This window comes from Arthrobacter sp. TMN-50 (assembly GCF_054511125.1).
This window is the reverse complement of sequence record NZ_JBTNDG010000010.1, coordinates 1-23,445: the sequence shown is the minus strand read 5'-3', so window position 1 is coordinate 23,445 and position 23,445 is coordinate 1. Positions and strand designations below refer to the sequence as shown.

Below are 23,445 nucleotides of genomic sequence, written 5' to 3'. Positions count from 1 at the left end.
CGGCCGTTCCCAGTTCAGGCACCTAGTGATGCCGGGGCGGGGTGAACGGAGTCGGGACTGGGCGGGGGCAGCCTGGATCCAGCTAGTGTTGCAGTCATGGACTCCCCCATTGAAAATTACCTCAAGCGCATCCACCAGGAGATTTCGGAGCTCAAGGACGGGAAGCCCTACAGCACCATCCCTGCCATGGCTAACGTGGATCCAAACAACTTCGGCATCTGCCTCACCACCGTGGACGGCTACATCTACGAGGTCGGGGACACCCGGGACGAGTTCAGCATCCAGTCCATTTCCAAGCCGTTCACCTATGGGCTGGCTCTCGCCGATCTGGGGATGGAAGCCGTTGACGAGAAGGTCGACGTCGAGCCGTCCGGGGATTCGTTCAACGAAATCTCGCTCGCCGAGGGGTCGGGACGGCCGTCCAACGCCATGATTAACGCCGGCGCCCTGACCGCGACTTCTTTGATCAAGGGGTCAGGGGGCAACGGCCGGTTCAAACGCATCCTCAATACGTACTCGGCGTTCGCCGGTCGGCAGCTCAGCGTGAACACCGAAATCTACGAGTCCGAGCTCAAACACGGTCACCGCAACCGCGCGCTGGCCCACCTGCTGCGCTCGTTCAACATTATCGAAGACGATCCGACGCCGGTGATCGAAGACTATTTTCGTCAGTGTTCGGTCCTGGTGAACTGCCTCGACCTCTCGGTCATGGCGGCCACGCTTGCCAACAGCGGCCGCAACCCGCTCACCGACCGCCAGGTCCTGGAAATCGGCCCGATCGAACGGGTGCTGTCGGTGATGACCACGTGCGGCATGTACGACGACGCCGGCGCCTGGATCAGCACGGTCGGCATGCCCGCCAAAAGTGGGGTGGGCGGCGGCACCATCGCCGTCCTACCCGGCCAGGTAGGGCTCGCCGTGTATTCCCCTCCGCTGGACGAGCATGGGAGCAGCGTCCGCGGCATGGCCACCAGCCAGCGTCTCTCCCGGGACATGGAACTGCACTTCGTCAGGGCCGCCCGGACGGGCAAATCAGCGATCCGGTCCACCTACGACATCTCCGCGTCGCCGTCTGGGATCCGCCGCAACGACGAGGCCATGGACATTTTGCGCGACAACGGCCACCGCGCCCGGGTGATCGAGCTTAACGGAGACCTGCTCTTCGCGGGCACCGAGTCGATGATCCGCGAACTGAGCTCGCTCGAGACGAACGTTGAACTGGTAATCCTGGACCTGCGCCGGGTTGACGAAGTGGCAGACGTTTCCTTACGCCTCCTGGCCGAAACCCGTGAAAGCCTGGTCAGCGAGGGCAGGGAACTGGTCCTGATCGACAGCGACGGCGCTCTCGCCGACACGTTCGAGCACGTGGATCGTCCCGTCCCCACCTTCGATACCCGTACCGCTGCGGTTGAATGGTGCGAAGATCGGCTGATCGCCGCCTACGGTGATGACCTGTACCTCCCCTCGTCCGTCACGGTGACCGACTGCCCGGCGCTGAGCCCGCTGACCGCCGAGGACGCGGCGGCCCTCGCCGACCGGATGGAAGAGCGGGAGTACGACGACGGTCATGTGATCCGCCGCGTCGGTCAGCGGTTTGGCGGCGTGTTCTTCATCCTGTCCGGAAAAATCACCACCTCGGTCCCGGGACCGACCGGGCACCGGGTGCGGCTGACCACGCTGAGCGCCGGCATGACCTTCGGGGAGCTGGCCCTCGGCAGCGACGACCGGCAGGAGACCACGGTGAAGGCCGAGGGTGGTGTCAAGGTCATGGTGCTTACCGCCGACGCCATCGCCGACCTCGAATCCGAGGACCCGCGGCTCGCCGTCGAACTGTGGAAGGCTCTCACCCGCGATGCCTACACGAGGGTGGATCTGTACCTGCGCGAGACCGCGGTCCGGGTTCGCGACTAATGACACACTGGAAGATATGATCTTCCCCGCTGCACGCCCCGCCGCCCGCGCACACTCCCTCCCGGATGTCGGGATCCACGGGTGAGTGCCCGGTTCGAGGAACTCGACTGGCGCAAAACGCGCCTGGGCGAGATCAGCCTGCGCCGCCGCTGGGACCCGACGTTCGACAAGGAGGTCTATGAGGTCAAACTCGACGACGACTTCCTCATGTCCAGCCTCTTCACCGTGGCGGAAATCGAACTGACCGAGCTGGCCCTCGCCGAGCTTCCCGGCGACCGGCTTGACGTCGTCGTCGGCGGCCTTGGCCTGGGTTACACGGCGCAGGCCGTGCTCGACAGTCCGCGCGCCCAGTCCCTGCTGATCGTCGAGGCGTTGGGCGAGGTCATCGAATGGCACCAGTCGGGGCTGATCCCGGCCGGGAAATCCCTGACCGCCGATCCCCGCTGCCGTTACGTCCACGGGGACTTCTTCGCGCTGGCTGCGTCGCCCGAGGGCTTCGACCCCGACGCGCCAGCGCGGCTGTTCCACGCGGTGATTCTCGACGTCGACCATTCACCCCGCCACGTGCTTCACCCCAGCCATGCCGCGTTCTACGACCCGGCGGGGACGCAAAGACTCGCCGGGCATCTGCACCCCGGCGGGATTTTCGCCCTCTGGTCGAATGACCCGCCCGACGACGATTACCTCGCCGTACTGGGCGGCGCGTTCACCGAGGTGCGCGCCGAGGTGGTCAGTTTCGACAACCCGTTGCAGGGCAGGGACTCCACCAACACCGTGTATCTGGGGCGCAAACCCCGATAGTCCCGCGGACCCGCTACAGTCTCGCGATCCGTTCAATGTCCTCGCGGAACTCCTGGGCCACCGACGCCGACACGGTGGTCCGCGTTTCGGCGATCGCCGCCAGGTAATCCTCGCTGGACGGGCCCGCGGCGGGCGTGCCGCCGTCGGCCGATCCGAAGACCGCCTGCTCCAGTGCCCGCTGGGACGCCTTGCGGGCGGCGAATTCGATGTCCGCCGGCGAGAATCCGTCGGATGTGTCCACCAGTTGGGCAATGTCGACGTCGGCTGCCACCTCGGACGGGATGTACCGCTGCCAGATGGCGTGCCGGGCGGCGTCGTCGGGCAGGCCAATGGGGATGACGTAGTCGAAGCGGCCGTGGCGGAGAAAGGCGGTGTCCAGCGCCCGGATGAAGTTCGTGGCGCAGACCAGCAACCGGCCGGGCCGCTCCCGGAACGCCGGAATGATCTTGAGCAGTTCATTGGTCACACCCTGCAACGGGGACGGCGGCTCTCCCTGCCGCTGGGCGGCAATCTCCTCGACCTCGTCGATGAAGACCACTGCGTGTTCCAGTTCGGCGATCTCCAGGAAGGTTTCCCGCAGTGCCCCCGCGAGGCCCTTGGAGTCGGCGGCAAGCCGCGACGGGAACACTTCGACGAAGGGCCACTCCAGCCGCGACGCAATTGCTTTCGCGAACGTGGTCTTCCCGGTACCCGGCGGCCCGAACAGCATCACTGCGCGCGGCGGAACCACCCCGTACTGCTCGGCGAGGTCGGGGTTCGCCAGCGGCAGAACCAGCCGGCGTTCGAGCAGTTCCTTCTCCCGTTGCATCCCGCCCACGTTGGTCCACAGGTTTCGCGGCATCAACCGTCCGCCGAGTTCGCTGAGCAGGCCCATTTCCTGCCGTTGTACGGGAATGTCCCGTTCGAAGTACCTCAGGTGTTTCCGGTCCTGGAAGCCCGAGTTGAGAAGCGCGGCCACCCGGTGCTCAGCGTCGGGCACCAGGGTGGAGAGCTTGGTCAGGCCATGCGGTGCCATCCGGCCCTCAATGGCAGCGAGCAGTGCACTGCCGATCCCGTGATTCCGCCAGGCCTCGTCGATGGCGAAGAAGACAATCCAGCCCTGATCGTGGGCGGCGCGGGCCACCGCTGTGCCGACCACCGTCTCGCCGTGGACGGCAACGACGGCGTGGTCCTTCTGACAGGAGGCAAGAACCTCCGCGAGGGCGTACACGGGTTCGACGCCGACGCTGCGGGATTCCTCCCACAGGTGCAGGATCGCGTCCATGTCGGCAGAGTGAAAGTCCCTGATTCTCCAACCGGTCATACGGGTGACTCCTTCGTCGTGTGCGGATCGTGTCGTGTGGCCGTCTGCGAAACGTGCCGTTCGCTGATCATGGCATACCGCTGGACGGGACCGGAGATTGTGACTGTCCGAGGCCGACGTCGCCGGTCAGATAGGCTCTTGATCATGCGTTTACACCACCCGAAGCACCTCTTTGGCTTCGCCCGGACCGTTGTTGGACGAGCCGCCCTAACGCTCGCGGGATTGCAGGCGGCCGTCGCTGCGACACTGGTGATCATCGACGCAGTGCAGAAAAAGATCAGAACCAGGCGTGAGGGATTCCCTAAACCGGGCATTTTCGAGGGTCATGTGGCTGGCTCGACGACCACCGTCTACACCTACGGTGAAGACCTGTATGAGGCGATGCTTGAGGCGATCAGGTCCGCCAAACACCAGATCCTGATGGAGACGTACATCTGGAAAGGCGACGACGTCGGGCACACCTTCCGGGACGCGCTCAATGAGGCGGCAGCGCGGGGCGTAAAGGTTTACGTGATTTATGACGGATTCGCGAACCTGGTAGTCCGACCGTCGTTCTACACATTCCACCCCGACGTCCGGGTCTTCAGGTTCCCCGTCCTGCGTCCCTCAGTGCTGTTCACCAACATCCGGGGCACCGGCTTCGATCACCGCAAACTGCTGGTGGTGGATGATGCCGTCGGGTTTGTGGGCGGATACAACATTGGCACCCTGTACGCCACCACGTGGCGGGACACCCACCTGCGGATCGAGGGTCCGTCCGTCTGGGAATTGCGGGAAGCGTTTGTCAGCGTCTGGAATTTGTCCGCTGCAAAGTCGCGGCCGCAGCTGCAAGATATCAGTGCCAACTTCTGGGAGCCACGGCTGCGCGCGGTCAACAACATCCCCGCGAACCTGGTGTTCCCCATCCGCGGTGTCTACCTCGACGCGATCAACCGCGCCAAGGATCACATCTACATCACCACCGCCTACTTCATCCCCGACCAGCAGATCCTCAATGCCCTTCTGCGGGCAAGCAAACGGGGGGTGGACGTCCGGGTGATCCTTCCCGAGGAATCCAACCATGTGCTTTCCGACTGGTTGTCCCGCGGATTTTATACCTCAATGCTGGAGAACGGGATCCAGGTGCTGCTGTACCAGAACGCGATGATCCACGCGAAAACCGCCACCGTGGATGGCCAGTGGTCTACGGTGGGCACCGCCAACATTGACCGGTTGAGTCTGACCGGGAACTACGAGATCAACATCGAAATCTTCGACGAGGGCCTGGCGCAGAGCATGGAGCAGATCTTCGCGATCGACAGCGGCAACAGCCGCATCCTTACGATTCAGGAATGGGAACGCCGGCACATCGTCGCGCGGGTCAGCGAAGCGATCCTCGCCCCCCTCCGCCCGCTTCTGTAGAACCGGGCACACCTTTGGGTGCCTCCTTTTTTCGCGACGCTGCAGGATCTGCGCAGCTGTGGCGGGTGTGCCCCAAAAATTGTGCAGCAGTGGCGGGTGCGGGCGCGTTCAACCCGCCACAGCTGCACAGAAGTTTTCACCGGCGCCGTCAACCCCGCGTTCGACCCGCCAGTGCTGCACAGAAGTTCCCGACGGGCCCGGCTCAGGGGGCGGCAAACCGGTCCAGGTACCCCACCCGGGACTGGTGGACGTGCCCGGCCATCAGTCGTTCGGCCTCCGCCGGGTTGCCGGCGTCGATTGCTGCCATGATGGAGCGGTGCTCGCCCCAGGACTGCTTGCCCCGATTGTCGACGTCGGTGGCGTAGAGCCACTCGATCTTGCCGGAAATCTGGCGCAGCAAAGCTGTGAGCGAGGCGCTGCCGCTCAGGTCGGCGATCCCCAGATGGAACCGGATGTTCAGTTCCGGCAGCAGCGCGAGGTTCCCTTTGGCGATGGCCTGGTCTCCGTCGTCGAGCAGGTCAGCGAGTAACCGCCGGGCCTTCCACCATTCGGCGCTCGGCTCCCCCGCGCTGAACTGGGCAGCCGCGCGCCGCGCCGCACGCCGCGCGGTGGCGACCTCGAGGGCCTCGCGCACGAAGAAGAGATCGTCGGCGTCGTCGAGCGGGATTTCCGACACCGTCGACCCTGCGTAGGGCTTGGACTCGACGAACCCCTCCGCCTCGAGCGCGCGCAGCGCCTCCCGCACCGGAATGCGGGAGACCCCGTACTTGGCGGCGAGCGCGGCCTCGGTCACGCGGGTGCCAGGCCGCAGGGAACCGAAGATAATGTCGTGCCGGATCTCGTCCTGCACCCGCTGCTTGGGCGCAGGATCCACCGGTTTCGGATCAGGCTGCAAAGGCGGCACCGGGGATCGCTCCCAGCAGTTCACGGGTGTACTCGGACGCGGGCCGGTTATAGACCTGATCCACTGTTCCCGCCTCCATTACCTCACCCGCCTTCATGACCACCACATTATCGGCAATCTGGCGAACGACGGCGAGGTCGTGGCTGATGAACAGGTAGGTCAGTCCCAGCCGGTCCTGCAGATCTGCCAGCAACCGCAGGATCTGGTCCTGCACCAGCACGTCCAGCGCGGACACCGCCTCATCGAGGATGAGCATCTCAGGTTCCAGGGCCAGTGCACGGGCGATGGCCACGCGTTGGCGCTGCCCGCCGGAAAGTTCGTTGGGCCGGCGCTGCGCCACCGAATGCGGCAGGCCAACCTGATCCAGCAGGTCGGCCACCCTGCGACGGCGGTCGTCCTTGTCCCCCACCTTGAAGATGCGCAGGGGCTCATCGATCAGCCGTTCAATGCTGAACGTAGGATCCAACGATCCGTAGGGGTCCTGGAACACCGGCTGCACCTTCCGTCGCAATGACCGGCGCTCCTGGCCCCGGCTGGCCGTGATGGTCTTGCCGTCAATCAGTGCGTTGCCCGACGTAGCGGTTTCCAGGCCGAGGATGATTCGGGCCACCGTGGTCTTGCCCGACCCGGATTCGCCCACCACCGCCGTCGTCGTCCCCCGCTGCACAGTGAAGGAGACGCTCTTGACGGCCTGCACCATACCGCCGCGCTGGCCGCGCAGTTTGAATTCCTTGAACAGGTCACGGATCACCAGGATCGGCTCGGGACCGGCGATGGAGGACATGCCGCCACCGGCGGGTTCCCGCCCCAGCACCGCCGCCACTGACGGCGCCGCGGCGACGAGGGCCTTGGTGTAGTCCTCCTGCGGGTTGAGCAGGATCTCGCGGGGCGTACCCACCTCGACAATGCGGCCCTCGGACATCACGATGATGCGGTCGGTCCGGTCGGCGGCCAGGCCCAGGTCGTGGGTGATGAACAGCAGCGAGGTGCCGCGGGCGTCGACCAGGTTCTGGAGGTGGTTCAGGATCTGCCGCTGCACTGTCACGTCAAGGGCCGACGTCGGCTCATCGGCGATCAGCAGCTCCGGCTCCCCCGCCAACGAAATAGCGATCAAAACCCGCTGGCGCATGCCGCCCGAGAACTCGTGCGGGTACTGCCCGTACCGGCGTTCGGCGTCGGGAATGCCCGCCTCTGCCATCAGCGCGACGGCGCGTACCTTCGTCTGCGCCCGGTCCAGGCGTTCGCTGCCCGGCGCCCGGTTGGACATCAGGGCGTCGGCGATCTGTGGACCCACCTTCATCGACGGGTTTAGGTTGGACATCGGGTCCTGCGGGACGAGTCCCAGCCGGGAGCCGCGGATGGTGCGCATCTGCGCTTCGGAGGCGTCGGCCAGCTCGACCGTGTCGCCGGCGGTGCCCAGACAGATTGACCCGCCGGAAACGTAGCCGCTGCCGGGCAGCAGTTGCAGGATCGCACCAATGGTTGTCGACTTGCCGGAGCCCGACTGGCCCACAATGGCCACCCGCTCGCCTTTCCGCAACTCGAAGCTGACGTTGTGCAGCACCGGAGTGTCACCGAACGTCACCTCAAGGTTCTCGACCTTCAGCAGGACCTCTCTGGATCCTGTGTTCACTTCATCGACCTGCTGCATAGCCCTGTGCTCCTCTCGGGTTGGCGGCGGCCTTCAGCACGCCGGTTGCGGGGTCGCTGACCACCGAGGAAATCCGGCCCAGCGCCCAGTCACCCGCCCGGGTGACCACGTGGCCGCGGGCCTCCAGATCGGCGATGACGTCCTCGCCGAGACGGTCTTCCACCACGGCTCCACCAGGTTCCCAGGTCCGCGGGAAGAAGGAGCCGGGGATCGACGTCGTGTGCAGGGACGGCGCGTCGATCGCCTGCTGCGGCGCGTAACCGCCCACGATCGTGCGCAGAATGTACAGCAGCTGCCACTGGTCCTGCTGGTCACCGCCGGGCGATCCCAGCGCCACCACGGGCACGCCATCCTTGAGGATCAGGGTGGGGGTCAGCGTGGTGCGGGGGCGTTTGCCCGGGCGAAGGGTCGACGGCGCTCCGCCCTCCAGCCAGGTCATCTGCAACCGTGAGCCCAGGCAGAACCCGAGCTCGGGGATGGTGGGCGATGACTGCAGCCAGCCGCCGGAGGGGGTGGCGGAGACCATGTTTCCCCACTGGTCGACGACGTCGATGTGGCAGGTATCGCCCCGGGTTTCACCACTGCGTGAGACGGTGGGCTCACCGACGCCTGCCATCGCGCCGATCCCGGCGAGCGCCGGCGGGAGGTACTCGGTGCGCAGCGGCGGGATGAACGGTTCCCGGCCCGGTACGGTGCCGGGGCGGAACTCGGCGGACGCCATCTCGGTGATCAGGGCGCGGCGTTCGGCCGCGTAGCCCTCGGACAGTAGGTAGTCGAGGGGAACATCGGCGTCGCCGTAGTACGCCTCCCGGTCGGCGATCGCGAGTTTCTGCGCCTCGAGGATGGTGTGGGCGCCGAGCGCCGTCGACGGGTCAAGGTGCTCGTCGTCGTACCCGGCCAGGATGGCGAGGGTCTGCAGCAGGGCCGGACCCTGCCCCCAGGCGCCGGTCTTGGCGATGGTGTGGCCGCGGAACTCGAACGTGGTGGCCGGTTCGTAGCTGGCCTGGCAGCCAGCGAAGTCCTCAAGGCTCATCACCCCGGCGTGGTCGGTGCCGGACGAGTGGCGGTGCGGCTGTGCTGTGAAGGCGACGGCGGCCTGCGCCACGAACCCCTCACTCCACTCACGCCGGGCCGCATCGATGCGTTCTTCACGGGTGGCCCCGGGTGCGCCGGCCGCGACCAGGCGGTCCAGCACTGTAGCGTAGGCCTCGTTTGCAATCAGCTCACCGGCGACGGGAGCCTTGCCGCCGGGCATCCAGAGCGCTGCCGACGTCGGCCAGTGGTCGTTGAAAAGGTCGGCGACGGCGGAGATCGTCGCGCCGACGCGTCCCACGATGGGGTGTCCGTTGCGGGCGTAGCCGATGGCGAAATCCAGGACGTCGCGGAGCTCCCAGGTGCCGTGGTCGCGCAGCAAGAGGAACCAGGCGTCGACGGCAGCGGGTACCGCTGCGGCGAGCGCACCCGACCCGGGTACCAGTTCCAGTCCTTCGGAGAGGTAGTGTTCCCGGGTGGCCGCAGCCGGGGCGGGGCCCTGGCCCATCAGGACCACGGGCTCGGACGGGTTAGCCGCCGTCGCAAACACGCCGGTCATATCGCCGCCCGGACCGTTGAGGTGCGGTTCCACCACGTGCAGCACGAATGCGCTGGCGACGGCGGCGTCGAACGCGTTCCCACCACGTTCAAGGACTGCCTGCGCCGATGCGGTCGCCAGCCAGTGGGTGGAGGCGGTCATCCCGAAGGTGCCCTCGAGAGTAGGCCGGGTGGTGAAGGAAGCGGGTGGTGTGTAAGTCATCGACGTCACTTTCGGTTCTTTGAACGGGACCGAGTTCGGGAACTCGAGGTACTGGTGGGGTCGAGCGCGTCACGCAGTGCATCCCCGAACAGGTTGAAGGCGAGGCAGATCACCGCAATTGCGACGCCAGGGAAGATGGCTGCCGTGGGAGACCTGAAAATGTACTGCTGCGCATCCGAGAGCATAATACCCAGGCTAGGCGTTGGCGGCTGGATGCCGAGACCGAGGAAGGACAGCAGCGCCTCGCCAATCACGGCGACCGGCATGATCACCGTGGCCTGCACAATGATCGCCGACGCCGCGTTGGGCAGCACATGCTGTGCCATGATCCGCAGCCCCGACGCGTCCATGGTGCGGGCGCCGAGCACAAAGTCGCTCTCCTTGATCCGCAGCGTTTCGCCGCGGACCACCCGGATCATGGTCGGGATCTGCGCGATTCCCAACGCAATGGCCGCGTTTGACAGGCTGGGCCCGCTGATAGCCGCCAGCCCCACGGCGATGATCAGGAACGGGAAAGCCAGGGTGACGTCGGTGAGGCGGGAGATGACGGCGTCGAACCCTTTCCAGTAGCCGGCCAGCAGCCCCAGGGGCGTCCCGACGACGACGGCGAGCAGCACGGACAGTGCTCCCACCTGAAGGGAGGCCTGCATGCCGAAGAGCATGCGGGAGAAAATGTCGCGGCCCAGGTCATCGGTGCCCAGCAGATAGCCCACGGTGAGCGGGTCTTGGAAGGGTGCGTCGAAGTGGACCTCGGTGGGATCGTAGGGTGCGATCAGTGGCGCCAGCACCGCTGCGAGCACCACCAGTGCGAGCATGAGGCCCCCGGCAATTCCCAGCGGGTTGCGGCGCAGCGAGCGCCAGATCCGGCCGCGGGCCGAGCCGAGGCCCGCTCCGTCAGGTCCGATCACCGGGCCGGTCCCCAGGGGTGCGATTTCAGTAGCGGCCATTAGTTGGCTCCTCCGACTCGGATTTTCGGGTTGACGACTGAGTACAAAATGTCCACGGCCAGGTTGATCACGATGTACGAGATGGTGATGATCAGGACAACGGCCTGGATGACCGGGTAGTCACGGGTGAACACGGCGTCGAGCGTGAGTTTCCCGAAGCCCGGCAGCGCGAAAATCCGCTCGGTCACCACGGCACCCGAAATCAGGCCGCCAAGCTGCAGCCCCACGATCGTGACCACCACGATCAACGAGTTCCGCAGGCCGTACCGCGTCAGCACCCGGCCCCGCCCCAGGCCCTTGGCCCGGGCAGTCCGCACATAGTCGGTACTCATGGTTTCGATCATCGATGCCCGGGTCTGCCGCATGATCACGGCTGCCAGCCCGGTGCCCAGAATGACCGCGGGGAGGGTCAGGTAGTACAACCCGCGCAGCGGGTCGGACGCCACATCCACATACCCCGACGCTGGGAACCAGCCGAGGGTCACCGACAGATACAGGATCGCAAGGATGCCCAACCAGAAGTTCGGCACCGACAATCCGATGAGCGCAAACCCGTTGGCCAGCCATTCCGGCCAACGCCCGCGGAACCGCTCGGCGATCACGCCGAACAGGATCCCGACGACGACGGCCACCACGATCGCGTAGGCGGACAGCCACAGCGTGACGGGCAACGTGGTGGCAATCAGTTCGGTGACGGGAGTGCCGGTGCGGGTCGATTCACCGAAGTCTCCGCGCATGATGTTGCCGATGAAGGTGAAGTACTGGCTGGTCAGGGAGTCGTTCAGGCCAAGCTGTTCACGGATTGTCTCCACCTGCTCGGGGGTCGCCTCCTCGCCAGCCATGGCCAGGGCGGGGTCGCCCGGAAGCTGCCTGACGCCGATGAAAACCACCAGCGACGCCAGGAGCAGGGTCAGTACCGACTGCCAGAGTCGGGCGCCAACGTAGCGGATCATCGGGTGACCTCCGCAGCAACAGGCGAGGCTGATCCTTCGACGAATGCCACGTTACTGAGATGCACCACGCCGTCCGCGAAGGTTTCCACCCCGGCAATGTTCGTGGTGTAGGCGGTGAGGCTGCGCACCCGGTACAGGTAGATGAGCGGGTTGTCTTCCTGGACCTTCTCGATCGCCTGGCCGTACAGGTCGGCGCGTTCGCCTTCGTCGATGGTCTGCGCGGCCTGCCGGAGCAGGGTATCAACGTCGTCCTCGCTGTAGCCGGAGTAGTTGTTGCCACCGCCGGTGGAGAGGAAGTTGAACATGTTCCCGTGCGGGTCAACGCGGCCCGACCAGCCCAGTTGCAGCATTTCGAAGTCGCCGCGGGACTGCACGTCCAGCAGCGTCGAATATTCCACCGGAACGATCGTCAGGGCGAACGCGCCCTCCTCGGACACCGCCGCCTGCAGAGCCTGGGCGAAGCGCAGCGTGTCGGGAGCGTTGGAGACCTGCATCTCGATCTTGTACGGGGTTTCGATGCCCGCCTCTTCGAGTAGTGCGACGGCGCCTTCCGGATCAAACGGTGGGCAGTCCTCACTGAGTTCTGAAGTGAAGGGGCTTTCCGGGGACACGGGCGAGCAGGCAGGCTGGTACCAGCTGTTGAAGACAGTGTTCACGAGGGCTTCCCGGTCAATTGACATGGACAGGGCCATCCGTACGGCTGCCTCTTGGGCGAGGGGCGTGTCGATGGTGCCCACCGGTTCGCCGACGCCGTCGGTGTTGCCGACATTGATGGTGAGGCCCTGATAGCCGAGGGACCCGACCTGCAGCACCCCGATCCCCTCCTCCCGGGTCAGGGCATCAATGTCCTGGGGCGAAATGGTGTCGGCTACGTGGACATCGCCGGACCGCAGGTTCGCAGCGCGGATATTCGCGTCGGTGATGATCCGGTAGGTGATGCTATCCAGGTGGACGTTCTCTGCGTCGTAATAGAGCGGATCCCGCTCGACGGAGATGGAGGTCTGGGGGACGCGGTCGACGAACTTGAACGGGCCCACGCACACCGGGTTGTCACCGAAGTTTTCGCCGGCCGTATCGAGGGCCTGCGGCGAGAGCATCATGCCCGCGCGGTCGGCGAGTGCCGCAGTCAGCGGGGCGAACGGTGTCTCATAGGTGATTTCCACCGTGTATTCGTCGGTCGCTTCGATGCCGGTGATCGGCCCAAGCTCGCTGGCCCTGGACGAGCCCTCCAGATTCAGGTGGCGGTCGATGGTTTTGCGGACCGCTTCGGCGTTGAACTCGGTGCCGTCGGCGAACACCGCGTCCTCCCGCACCGGGATCGAGACGGTCAGCCCGTCAGCGGAGACCTCGGGAAGCTCGGTGGCGAGCTGCGGGATGAGTTCACCCGCGGCATCGATATCGTACAGCTTCTGGCACATGGTCTGCATGACATAGCGGGTGTAGAGGGACGACGACGTCGTCGGGTCGAGGCGGTCGGGCTCAGCGGAGAGCGCCATCACCAGGTCCCCTCCCTCAACAATGGTCTTGCCTTCGAGCGACGCGGTAGTGATCTCTTCGCGTTCGGGTGCTGGCTCGAGGGCCTGAAGCGGCTGGCAGGCAGTCATCGCGAGGACCACGGCGGCGGCACTCGCAAACACGCCGGTGGTCTTGAGTGCAGACCGGGATCGCGAGTCCGGCCGGACCGGATGCATAGGTGGTGTAAGCGGCATTTCTATCCTTGGTTCAGGAGGCGGGGGCTGCATGTGGCGCAGGTCTCATGTGACCGATTGCATACAACGATAAACAGAAACGTGTATTTTGTATACATGCCGTTTGAAATATGACGGTTCGTATAACAACAGGTCGTTTAGCGCTGGTTCGAATAACCCCGGAGGATCCATGAACCGTCAGCCCGTCTCCACCGAGCGACTCCACCTGTGGCTGATGTTGACTCTCACGTTTTCGACCGGCGTCGTGGATGCCGTGGGCTTCCTCGGCCTGGACCAGGTCTTCACTGGGAACATGACGGGAAATGTTGTGCTGCTGGGCATGGCCATCGCCGGTGGGAGCGACCTGCCGGTGCTGCGCCCAGCGCTGGCGCTGCTCTTCTTCATGGTTGGCGCCGTCCTGGGCGGGCGGGTGTTGCGCAAGGCCCCCGAGGGGTGGAGCGGACGAACCTCTTTGACCTTCCTGATGGTGTCGATACTCATCGGTGGCCTTGCCCTCTTTACCGCCCTGGTCGATGTGACCGCTGACCACGCCCTGGGTAGCGTCACCACCAGCACACTTGCCCTCGCCATGGGCATTCAGGCGGCGACGGCGAAGCGCCTCAAGGTCGCTGAGATCACCACGGTGGTGGTAACGTCCACCATCACCGGACTGGCCTCGGACTCACGCCTAGCCGGAGGGAAGAGCCCGTTCTGGATGCGCCGCGCCCTCGCTATCTCGCTGATTCTGCTCGGCGCCCTCGTCGGGGCCGCGGCACTTCACATCGATCTCTGGGTGGGAATTGCACTCTCAGCGGTCCTCACCTCGGTGGTGACACTGATCGGCCAGCTCCGGCACCGCAAGGACGAGCGAGCCGCCGCTGCGGTCCGGACTGACGGGGTTGCAGCCTTGGCCGAAAGGCAGTGAGCCGTTCACCGGCAGTTCATTAACGAGCTGTCTTCCCTCCACCGGACTGGACGAGCATGGGCAAGCGGGCGCGGATTCGTGCCCGCGTTGAGCCGTTGCTGCCCATGCTCCGACGGCCAACGCGGCCGCCCGTTCCGAAACGACCAACAGGTCGCCGAGGGCATCGCGCACCGGTATCACCCCGCGCCCCGGCACCAAATCGCCAACCGCAAACGCAAAGGCGTCCGCAGCGGCCGACCGGTGGACTTCGACAGCGAGGCCTACAAAGGCCGGTCCGTCGTCGAGCAGTCCTTCAACATCTTCAAGCAATGGCGCAGCAACGCCACCCGATACGACTAACTCGCCATCGCCTACCGCTCCGGAGCCGCCCTCGATGCCGTTCTCATCTGGCTACGCCAATAGACACGTCCTAGCCTTGATCCACCGATGGTGATCGGGGCGCTGACGGCCGGGTAGTTCTGGACCTGGTATCACCGGATGAGGATTGACACGCCGTGGTAGCCAACCTCCGGCCCGACGCAAGGCTTCGGATGCGGAGGCATCAACCCGAGGCGCATCCTGCTCGTTGACGATGACAAAGGGAATGCCACCTTACGCGCAGCCAAAACACAGGACGCCGACCGCGTCCGCTTCGTTGCGTTGGGTATGTCGGGAATGCTCACCAAGCCGTTAGAGGCGATGGGCCTGAGTCACCAGGTTGCGGGAATTCTGGGATGGCAGGCCTAAAACGTGGGAATGGGCATTCGTCGGAGATACTGTTCACATGAGCGCTGTCGTCACCACCTGGCCTGAACGCATCCGCACCTGGCTCCCCTCAGGGGAAGGGCTGTCCGATGAGATCTGGGCGCGTCGCCACCAAGCGATGCTCTGGGTATTGTGGCTGCATATCCCGGTGCTGGCCGTCACCGGCGTCCTCTCCGGCACCATCCCCTGGCACATTGCGCTCGAAGTCGGTCTGCTGGCCGTCGGAGCGGCTTTGTCGAGCTTCCCCACGCTGAGCCGGCGCATGCGCATGATCCTGTCCGTGCTGACACTGATGAGCTGCAGCGCCGTGCTGATCCACTTCACGGACGGACTAATTGAAAGCCACTTCCACTTCTTCGCCGCGGTAGCGTTCATCACGCTCTACCAGGAATGGCTGCCTTTCGCCCTCACTCTGGCCTACGTGGTGATCCACCACGGGGTGGTCGGTCTGCTGTTCCCGCACGCCGTATACAACCATGAGGCTGCAGGCCTTGCACCCGTCCTGTGGGGTCTGGTGCATGGCGGCTTTATTATCCTCGCCAGCATGGCGGGCTTGATTTCGTGGCGGCTGGCCGAAACGGAGCGTGCCAACGTCCGGCGGGCCGAAATCGCCCGCAACCAGCTGGCCTCCATCGTTGAGGCGAGCCCGGATCTTGCCTTGGTGGGACATCCGGATGGCAGCGTCATATGGATGAACCCGGGCGGCCGGAAAATGCTCGGCGTGGACGAGTCAGCGACGGAGCTGGGGATCAGCTCCATCTTCGCTCCTGAGGAGCTGGAACGGATCTACGCGGAGGACATGCCGTCGCTGGAGCGCGACGGTATTTGGCAGGGCGAGCGGCAACTGCAGGCGATGGACGGCACTCCGATTCCCGTTCAGGTCACCTCCCATCTGCACCAGGCTCTGTCCGTCGGCGACTCGTACGTCACGGAAGTCATGCGGGACCTGCGGCCCCAGCTGGAGCAGGAGCGGGCCCTGCGGCTCAGCGAAAACCGCCTCTCCACCGCCGAAGGTGTGGCCCGGCTGGGCAGCTGGGAGTGGGATCTCGGGACCAACAAGGTGTCATGGACCAAGGGCATGTATCTCCTGCATGGTATGGCCCCCGGAGACGGAAACGAGGATGTGGACGCCTGGCTGGCTACGGTCCGGCCGGAGGACCGTGAACGGGCGCTCGCCTCGGCGATGCGCATCCTGGACGAAGTGAACGGCATCGATTTCACTTACAGGGGCCACCGGGCTGACGGAAGCGACATGGTGGTGCACAGCCGCGGCGAACTGATCATCGACGAGGGCGGCCGACGCTCCACGGTGGTGGGAACCCTGCTGGACATCACGGACCAGCATGCCTCCCTGGAAGCTGTCCAGCGCAGCGAGGAACTGGGCCGGCGGATTATTGAGTCGGCAGGAGAGGCCTACATCCAGTTCCGCGGGGACGGGGTCGTCACAGAGTGGAACGTCCAGGCTGAGAATACGTTCGGCTGGTCACGCCAGGAGGCTCTGGGACAGCCGCTCGGGTCCTTGGTAGCCCCACCTGAGCACCGTGAAACCGTGGAGCGGCTGTTCAGGCTTCGCAGCGAGGGCGGCGCCGACCGGGCACCCGCAGAATATTTTGAGCACGTCCTCAGGCGACGCGACGGCAGCGAATTCCCTGCCGAGGTGTCCGCATGGACCACCAACGACGGCGCCCGCCTCGTCCACAGCTCCGTCCTCCGGGATGTCAGCGAACGGCATGCCGCCGAACGGGCCAAGAATGAGTTTGTCTCCGTGGTGGGCCACGAGCTGCGCACGCCACTGACGTCCATCCACGGCGCCCTGGGGCTGCTCCGGGCCGGATTGCTGGGATCCCTCAACGAGCGCGGACACCAGATGGTGGAGATCGCCGCCCATAGCACCGACCGCCTGGTCCGCCTGATCAACGATATCCTGGACATCGAACGGCTCAACTCCGGCAAGGTGACACTGGAACTGCAGGAATGCGATATTGCGGTCCTGGCCGAACGGACCCGGGAGGTCATGCGCGCCATGGCTGAGACCGCCGGGGTGTCACTGGTGCTGGACGTCGAATCCGTCGAGGTGTGGGCGGACCCGGACCGGATCGAACAGACCCTGACCAACCTGGTGAGCAACGCCATCAAGTTCTCGCCCGCCGGCTCGCAGGTGCGCCTGATGATCCGCGGCGACCGCCACGGAGTTACCATCCAGGTTCGCGACCAGGGCCGCGGAATCCCGCCGGAAGACCTCGAGCGGATCTTCGAACGGTTTCAGCAGGTCGATGCCACCGACTCGCGGGACAAGGGCGGCACGGGCTTGGGCCTGGCCATCTGCCGCACCATCGCCGAACAGCACGGCGGCCGGATCTGGGCCGAGAACGCGCCCGGCGGCGGCGCCGTGTTCACCGTGGCGCTGCCTGGAGTGCCCGCCTCGGCGGCCCGCGAGGAACCGGCCGGCCCCAAGGTCCTTATCTTCGGGGACGATGCGTCCGTGCGCGGCACCATCCGGGACATGCTCCTGCCGCACGGCTACTGCCCCATCGAGGTGACAGAGAGCACCCAGTTGTCCCGGGCCGCCGTCGAACACCGGCCCTCGGTCATCCTGATCGAACAGCAGCGGCCGGACGTGGCCGGCTGGGACGCCGTCGTAGCTCTACGGGACGACCCGGAAACGAAGGACCTTCCGGTGGTCTTCCTCAGCTTCGGCGGTGACAAAATCGTCGCCGAGGCCGAAGGCCTCGTCATTGACGAGCCGGTGGACCTGGAGGGGCTGCTGATCGCCGTCGACGAGGCCATCGGCCGCAGCGAGGCCGGCCCGAAGCTGCTGCTGGTGGAGGATGACGAGGACCTGGCGGCCGTGCTGACCGAACGGTTCAGGCAGCTGGGTATCGAGGTGCACCACACGCCGACGGCCCGCCAGGCGCTGGCCCTGTGTGCGCATATTGTTCCGGACCTGGTGGTCCTGGACCTCCAGTTGCCGGACCAGGACGGCTACGCTCTGGTCGCCCAGCTGCGCCGTGATTCCCGGCTGCGGGGCGTGCCATTGGCTGTCTACAGTGCGCGGGACCTGACCGAAGCGGACCGCAAGCGCCTGCGCCTGGGCAAGACCGGGTTCTTCACCAAGGGCCGGGTCACCCCGGACGAATTTGAACGCCACGTGGTGAACCTGCTCGGCAGGCTCACCCAGACTGCGGAGGAACCCAGCCATGACTAACCCCCGGCGCATCCTGCTTGTGGACGACGACGATGGCATCCGCGAGGTGGCGCGGACGGTCCTGGAAATGGTCGGCGGCTACGATGTCGACACGGCCTCATCCGGTCTCGAAGGCCTTGAAAAGGCGCGGAACAGCCCTCCGGACGCCATCGTGCTTGACGTCATGATGCCAGGCCTGGACGGGCCCGGAACCTTCGTGCGGCTGCAGGAACACGAGGAGACGCGTTCGGTGCCGGTCATCCTCCTGACGGCCAAGACTCAGGAGGCAGACCGGGCTCGTTTCACCTCCCTTGGCGTAGCCGGGGTGCTCGCCAAACCCTTCGACCCGATGGCGCTGAGCGAACAGATTGCGGGGATTATGGGTTGGGCTCCGTGACCGCGCGCGACCCCGGCGCGGTCATCCGCGCCATCTGGAACAACAACCGTGAAGAGGCCCTGTCGCGGGTGGCGCTGATCGAGGATGCGGTGGCCGCCCTGATCGAGGACCGGCTGGGGGCCGACGAGCGCCGGGAGGCCGAACGCGCCGCCCACAAGCTCGCCGGCTCGTCCGGTACGTTCGGCTTCCATCAGGCGTCCGAGGCCGCGCGCCAGCTGGAGCATATCCTTAAGGGGGCAGCGCCGATCCCCCTGGACCGGATGCTCGCGGCCGCGGACGGGGTGGTGGCCCTGCGGACCGAGCTCAGCCGCGGCCCGGGCGCTCCGGCGCCCGCGGTACTGGCCGCAGCGCCGGCTGCTGAGCGGCCAGGTTCAGCTGCGGCCCCCGAGCCCGCCGGGTCTGCCTCTGCGGGGCCCGATTCCGCCCCGCGTACAATCGTCGTCTCCATGACCGATCGCGCCCGTCGCGAACAGTTGATCACGGCCGCCGCTACGCGGACATTCGAGGCGCTGGTCCTGGGCGCCCACGCCTGGCTGCCGGAAGGGGGGCAGCCCCCGGTGGCGGCTCTGGTCGAAATCGGCGCCGGCGACGTCGGAATTGACATCATCACCCGGCTTCGCACATTGGATCCGCCCGTGCCCACCCTGGCCCTCACCCCGCCGAATGCGTTTTCCGACCGGGTGGCGGCCGCGCGCGCCGGCGCCCTGGGGTTCATCGGCGCCGATTCGCCCCCGGAGGGGCTGGTCTCCGCCGTGCAGGGAATGCTCTCGCGCACCGATCCGGCAGGCAGCACTGTGCTCGCCGTCGACGACGATCCCGCCATCCTCTCCGCGGTCGATGCCGTGCTGGCGGCCGAAGGCCTGCGCACCGTCGGGCTCGGCGACCCCTTGCGGTTTTGGGAGGTGCTCGAGGAGGTCCAGCCGGACCTTGTGGTGCTCGACCTGGACATGCTCGGCATACGCGGCGACGAACTCTGCCGGGTTCTGCGCAGCGACGGCTCCTGGGCGGGCCTTCCCGTCCTCTTCCTGACCGGACGAGGCGATCCGGAGAGCGTGGCGAACATCTTTGACGCCGGAGCGGACGACTTCGTGACCAAACCCTTCAGTGGCCCCGAACTGGTGGCACGCATCCGCAACCAGCTCAAGCGGAACCGTCTGCTGCGCGAGATCATGAAGACCGATTCACTGACCGGACTGTCCAACCGGCGGCACGCCGAAAGTGAGCTCCAGCGTATGCTGGCGCTGGCCGAGCGGCACGGCCAGCCGCTTTCCCTTGTCCTCCTGGATCTGGACCGCTTCAAGGCCGTCAACGATTCCCACGGGCATACCACCGGCGACGACGTGCTGCGCCGCTTTGGCGCGCTGCTTCAGGAGTCCGCCCAGAGCGACACCGTCGCTGCGCGCTGGAGCGGCGAGGAATTCCTGCTCGGCATGTTCGGGATGGCCCGCGACGATGCCGTCGACCAGATGGCCTCCATACTGGAGCTGCTTGGCCGGGAATCGTTTATGACCCCGGACGGGCCGCCCATCACAGTCAGCTTCAGCGCCGGCGTCGCCTCTTACCCGCAGGACGCCCTCAACCTGCAGGAGCTCTTCCGGGCCGCGGACCGCACCATGTACCGGGCCAAGGAGGAGGGCCGGCGCCGGGTGCTCTCCGTCGAATCTGCCTCCGCCGGATACGACATCGACGTAGCGGTGGTCGAAGACGATCCGCTTCTGGCTGAGCTGCTCGGCCACGCGCTGACCACCTACGGCTACCGGTACCGGCATTTCGCCGATGGCCGGGCGGCAGCAGACCAGCTGGCCGGCAGCCCGGCCGCGCTTCGGGCGCGTGTGGTACTCCTCGACGTCGATCTGCCCATCCTCAACGGCCTGGGAGTTTTACGCGAGATGGCTTCCACCGGCAACCTGGCGGATACGCGCGTCATCATGCTGACTGCCCGCTCCAGTGAACAGGAAATCGTGGACACACTCAAGCAGGGCGCATTTGACCACGTTGCAAAACCCTTCAGCGTGCCAGTGCTGATGCAGCGGCTCCGCAGGGCCCTGAGCAGCTGAGGTGGGCCTTTACAACGCCCTGTTCACGGTCCTACTCGCTGAATCGGCGATTCTCGGAGCCGGCCTGAGCCTCGTATTCGGGCACGCGGCGTTCCGGCAACTGCGCGCTGCCCGGCTGCATGCAGCCGTAGCGGCCAGCCGTGACATCCTCGCCAGGGCCCTCGCCGGGGCCCGCGACGTGCCAGCGTTGCCGAAACTGCCACTGGACAAAACGGTGGAGTCCATGGCCGAGGCCACCCGCAGCGTCGATTCGGACGGGCGCGCCAGGCTCGCCGAGCTGCCGACCTACGGCCTGCTCCTGGAACGCGCCACGCGCTGGTGCCGCAGCCGAAGCTGGGCCCGGCGGTTGAAAGCGGTGCGGATGCTCATCATTCTGGGCGCTGGCGAGGATCTCGTGCCGCCACTGCTGGACGACCCCCGGCCGGAAGTGCGTGCCGCCGCCGCTGCATGGACGGCCAGCCATCCCGGCACGGCCGTTGTGCCACGGCTTGTACGGATGCTAAGCGACGACTCCCTGTCCTGCCGGCTGACGGCCCAGTCCACCCTGATACGCCTCGGCCGGCACAGCGTCCCGGCGATAATTGCACATCTAGCTGGCCCGGATCCGCAGGCACCGGCCACCACGCTGAACATCGGCGCCCGCCTGAACGATCCCGAGCTGCTCGGGCCCGCCCTGGCGTACCGGGACCACGCCGACCCGGAGGTGCGTGCCGCGGTCGCGCGCGTCGTCGCCTCCAGCGGCGGAGCAGGCGCCGTCCAGGCCCTCGAGGCCTTCCTGACGGACCCGGCGCCCGAGGTACGGGCGAGGGCCGCGTCCGGGCTCGCCGGACTGGGACACTGGCCGAGCGTGCCGCTGCTGTCGGCGAGGCTAGCGGATCCGGCATGGGAGGTCCGGCGTGCGGCCGGACTTGCCCTGGACGGGCTCGGCGGGCCCGGTCGGCTCTATTTGCAGCGGGCGCTAGCGAGCACGGACCGGTTCGCCCGGGACATGGCCCGACAGGTGCTCGACCTCCCCGGACCCGGCCGGGCGCGATGATCACCGTCGTCCTAACCAACGTCCTAGTGTTCTTTGCTTGGGCAGTCTTCGCCTACTTCATTGTGGTCAACGGCTTCCAGACCGCGCTGCTCGTCAGCGCAGTAACTGCAATGCGCCGCCACCGGCTACAGGTGTGGGAAGAGGACCGCATCGGCCTGCTGGGCTCCGAGGTTTCACCCACCATCAGCGCCCTGGCCCCGGCCTACAACGAGGAAGCCAACGTCGCCGAGAGCGTCCAGGCGTTGCTGATGCTGCAGTATCCGGCCCTGGAGGTAGTGCTCATCAATGACGGCTCTTCCGACTCCACCATGGAGGTGCTGATCCGCACCTTCGACCTGCATCCCATCCATCCAATCTTCCGCAACCAGGTGCACTCGCAGCCGATCAGGGGGCTGTACCGGTCACGGGTACACCCGCAACTGCTCGTAGTGGACAAGGAAAACGGCGGGAAGGCCGATGCGCTCAACGCCGGCCTAAACTGCGCCACCGGGGAACTGGTCTGCGCCATCGACGCCGATACGCTCATTGAGTCCGACGCCCTGCTGCGAATTGTCCGGCCGTTCCTGACCGACGATCGGGTGGTGGCCGCCGGCGGCACCATCCGCGTGGCGAACGGTTCCCGGGTCGCCAACGGGCGTGTGCTGGAAGTGCGGGTTCCGCGCGGGCTGCTAGCGGGGTGCCAGGCCGTGGAATACCTGCGTTCCTTCCTGTTCGGTCGCCTCGGCTGGAACGACCTGGGCGGCAACCTGATTATCTCCGGAGCGTTCGGGCTGTTCCGCCGCCAGTCCGTGCTCGACGTCGGTGGGTACGTTCACGACACCGTTGGGGAGGACATGGAGCTGATCGCCGACCTGCGCCGTCGCGGCCGAGACGACGGGACGGCCAGCCGGGTGGACTTTGTGCCGGACCCCGTGGCATGGACCGAAGTGCCCGAATCCCTGCGCGTGCTCGGCCGGCAGCGGGACCGCTGGCACCGCGGGCTGGCCGACGTCCTGCGCCGCCACCGGCGCATGGTGCTCAACCCGCGCTACGGATCGCTGGGCCTGGTGGTATATCCGTACTACGTCATCGTTGAACTGCTGGGGCCGGTGGTGGAGGCGCTCGGGGTGGTGGCTGTGCCGGTGGGTCTGCTGATGGGGGCAGTCGACGTCAAATTCGCCCTGCTGTTCCTTGCGGTGGCCTACGGCTGGGGCGTGCTGCTGAACGTGGCGGTCATGCTCCTGGAGGAGTTCTCCTACCGGCGCTACCAGCGGTGGTCGGACCTGCTGCTGCTGCTGTTCTGGAGCATCGTCGAAGGCGTCGGCTACCGCCAGCTCACCGTGGTCTGGCGGCTGCGCGGGCTGTGGCGCTACTGGCGGGGCAAGACCGACTGGGGGACTATGAGCCGAAAGGGCTTCGGTCAACCGCCCGCCTCCGAGCCACCGCACGTAGACTGACTTTACGTCAAGGCCTGGTTATAGGCAGTGCTGGCGGGAAAGGCCGGTCCGTCGTCGAGCAGTCCTTCAACATCGTCAAGCAATGGCGCAGCAACGCCACCCGATACGACAAACCCGCCATCACCTACCGCTCCGGAGCCGCCCTCGATGCCGTCCTCATCTGGCTACGCCAGTAAGGAGACACGTCCTAGGTGTATTGACCACAGAGGTTGGTGACGGTCGGCGTGGTGTGGTGACATGAAGAAGACCTCCGGGTGTAGTGGGGCTTGTCAAGAGCATCCACCGACCAGGAGGTCTTCAATGTCCCACCCTAAC

At 66.1% G+C, this 23,445-nt stretch carries 17 protein-coding genes and 1 pseudogene; 11 read left to right on the top strand and 7 right to left on the bottom strand.

The features are described 5' to 3' along the window. Positions 1–96 precede the first annotated feature (96 nt). Both glsA and ACX80A_RS11795 read left to right on the top strand, forming a co-directional pair. Complete coding sequence (glsA, locus tag ACX80A_RS11800; protein ID WP_459259912.1) at positions 97–1,911, top strand: glutaminase A; 1,815 nt, start codon at positions 97–99, stop codon at positions 1,909–1,911. A gap of 81 nt (positions 1,912–1,992) precedes the next feature. Then, the gene (locus ACX80A_RS11795; protein ID WP_459259911.1) at positions 1,993–2,712 is read left to right on the top strand and encodes a polyamine aminopropyltransferase; all 720 of its coding nucleotides are present in this window, start codon (positions 1,993–1,995) and stop codon (positions 2,710–2,712) included. A gap of 13 nt (positions 2,713–2,725) precedes the next feature. On the opposite strand, the gene ACX80A_RS11790 is transcribed toward ACX80A_RS11795, so the two are convergent. Continuing rightward, positions 2,726–4,015 (bottom strand): ATP-binding protein, encoded by a 1,290-nt coding sequence (locus tag ACX80A_RS11790; protein ID WP_459259910.1) that lies wholly within the window; start codon positions 4,013–4,015, stop codon positions 2,726–2,728. 144 nt (positions 4,016–4,159) lie between these two features. On the opposite strand from ACX80A_RS11790, the gene ACX80A_RS11785 reads away from it, so the two are divergent. Further along, positions 4,160–5,416 (top strand): phospholipase D-like domain-containing protein, encoded by a 1,257-nt coding sequence (locus ACX80A_RS11785; protein ID WP_459259909.1) that lies wholly within the window; start codon positions 4,160–4,162, stop codon positions 5,414–5,416. 202 nt (positions 5,417–5,618) lie between these two features. Here ACX80A_RS11785 and ACX80A_RS11780 read toward each other — a convergent pair whose 3' ends face one another. From ACX80A_RS11780 to ACX80A_RS11755, 6 genes are read right to left on the bottom strand one after another with little or no spacing between them, the layout of a single operon-like run. Then, a complete protein-coding gene (locus ACX80A_RS11780; RefSeq protein ID WP_459259907.1) occupies positions 5,619–6,290 on the bottom strand; it encodes a GntR family transcriptional regulator in 672 nt (223 codons plus the stop codon). Between the two features lie 10 nt (positions 6,291–6,300). Continuing rightward, positions 6,301–7,971, bottom strand: coding sequence for a dipeptide ABC transporter ATP-binding protein (locus ACX80A_RS11775; RefSeq protein ID WP_459259906.1), 1,671 nt, complete (start codon positions 7,969–7,971; stop codon positions 6,301–6,303). Then, on the bottom strand, positions 7,955–9,763 hold the full coding sequence (locus tag ACX80A_RS11770) for a gamma-glutamyltransferase family protein (protein WP_459259905.1): 1,809 nt from the start codon (positions 9,761–9,763) through the stop codon (positions 7,955–7,957). The genes ACX80A_RS11775 and ACX80A_RS11770 overlap by 17 nt, the downstream gene beginning before the upstream one ends. Before the next feature lie 5 nt (positions 9,764–9,768). Beyond that, positions 9,769–10,710, bottom strand: a complete 942-nt coding sequence (locus tag ACX80A_RS11765) for an ABC transporter permease (RefSeq protein WP_459259904.1) — start codon at positions 10,708–10,710, stop codon at positions 9,769–9,771. Further along, on the bottom strand, positions 10,710–11,663 hold the full coding sequence (locus tag ACX80A_RS11760; protein WP_459259903.1) for an ABC transporter permease: 954 nt from the start codon (positions 11,661–11,663) through the stop codon (positions 10,710–10,712). Before ACX80A_RS11760 ends, ACX80A_RS11765 begins: the two co-directional genes overlap by 1 nt. Continuing rightward, on the bottom strand, positions 11,660–13,372 hold the full coding sequence (locus tag ACX80A_RS11755) for an ABC transporter substrate-binding protein (protein ID WP_459259902.1): 1,713 nt from the start codon (positions 13,370–13,372) through the stop codon (positions 11,660–11,662). The genes ACX80A_RS11760 and ACX80A_RS11755 overlap by 4 nt, the downstream gene beginning before the upstream one ends. Before the next feature lie 169 nt (positions 13,373–13,541). Between ACX80A_RS11755 and ACX80A_RS11750 the strand changes: the two genes are divergently transcribed. The 8 genes and pseudogenes from ACX80A_RS11750 to ACX80A_RS11715 form a co-directional block, all read left to right on the top strand. After that, positions 13,542–14,276 carry a YoaK family protein gene (locus ACX80A_RS11750; protein WP_459259901.1) on the top strand — a complete coding sequence of 245 codons (735 nt, stop codon included), beginning with the start codon at positions 13,542–13,544 and terminating at the stop codon, positions 14,274–14,276. A gap of 78 nt (positions 14,277–14,354) precedes the next feature. Continuing rightward, positions 14,355–14,615: a hypothetical protein gene (locus tag ACX80A_RS11745; RefSeq protein ID WP_459259900.1), complete on the top strand. Its 261-nt coding sequence runs from the start codon at positions 14,355–14,357 to the stop codon at positions 14,613–14,615. A 424-nt stretch (positions 14,616–15,039) separates the two neighbouring features. Next, positions 15,040–18,225: a PAS domain S-box protein gene (locus ACX80A_RS11740; protein WP_459259899.1), complete on the top strand. Its 3,186-nt coding sequence runs from the start codon at positions 15,040–15,042 to the stop codon at positions 18,223–18,225. Beyond that, positions 18,218–18,601 (top strand): response regulator, encoded by a 384-nt coding sequence (locus ACX80A_RS11735; protein WP_459259898.1) that lies wholly within the window; start codon positions 18,218–18,220, stop codon positions 18,599–18,601. Before ACX80A_RS11740 ends, ACX80A_RS11735 begins: the two co-directional genes overlap by 8 nt. Continuing rightward, positions 18,598–20,658 carry a response regulator gene (locus ACX80A_RS11730; protein ID WP_459259896.1) on the top strand — a complete coding sequence of 687 codons (2,061 nt, stop codon included), beginning with the start codon at positions 18,598–18,600 and terminating at the stop codon, positions 20,656–20,658. Before ACX80A_RS11735 ends, ACX80A_RS11730 begins: the two co-directional genes overlap by 4 nt. Position 20,659: 1 nt before the next feature. Further along, positions 20,660–21,694, top strand: a complete 1,035-nt coding sequence (locus tag ACX80A_RS11725) for a HEAT repeat domain-containing protein (protein WP_459259895.1) — start codon at positions 20,660–20,662, stop codon at positions 21,692–21,694. Then, on the top strand, positions 21,691–23,130 hold the full coding sequence (locus tag ACX80A_RS11720) for a glycosyltransferase family 2 protein (protein ID WP_459259894.1): 1,440 nt from the start codon (positions 21,691–21,693) through the stop codon (positions 23,128–23,130). Before ACX80A_RS11725 ends, ACX80A_RS11720 begins: the two co-directional genes overlap by 4 nt. A gap of 41 nt (positions 23,131–23,171) precedes the next feature. Further along, positions 23,172–23,306: pseudogene (locus ACX80A_RS11715) on the top strand (IS5/IS1182 family transposase); the annotation flags it as partial. Positions 23,307–23,445: the final 139 nt, after the last annotated feature.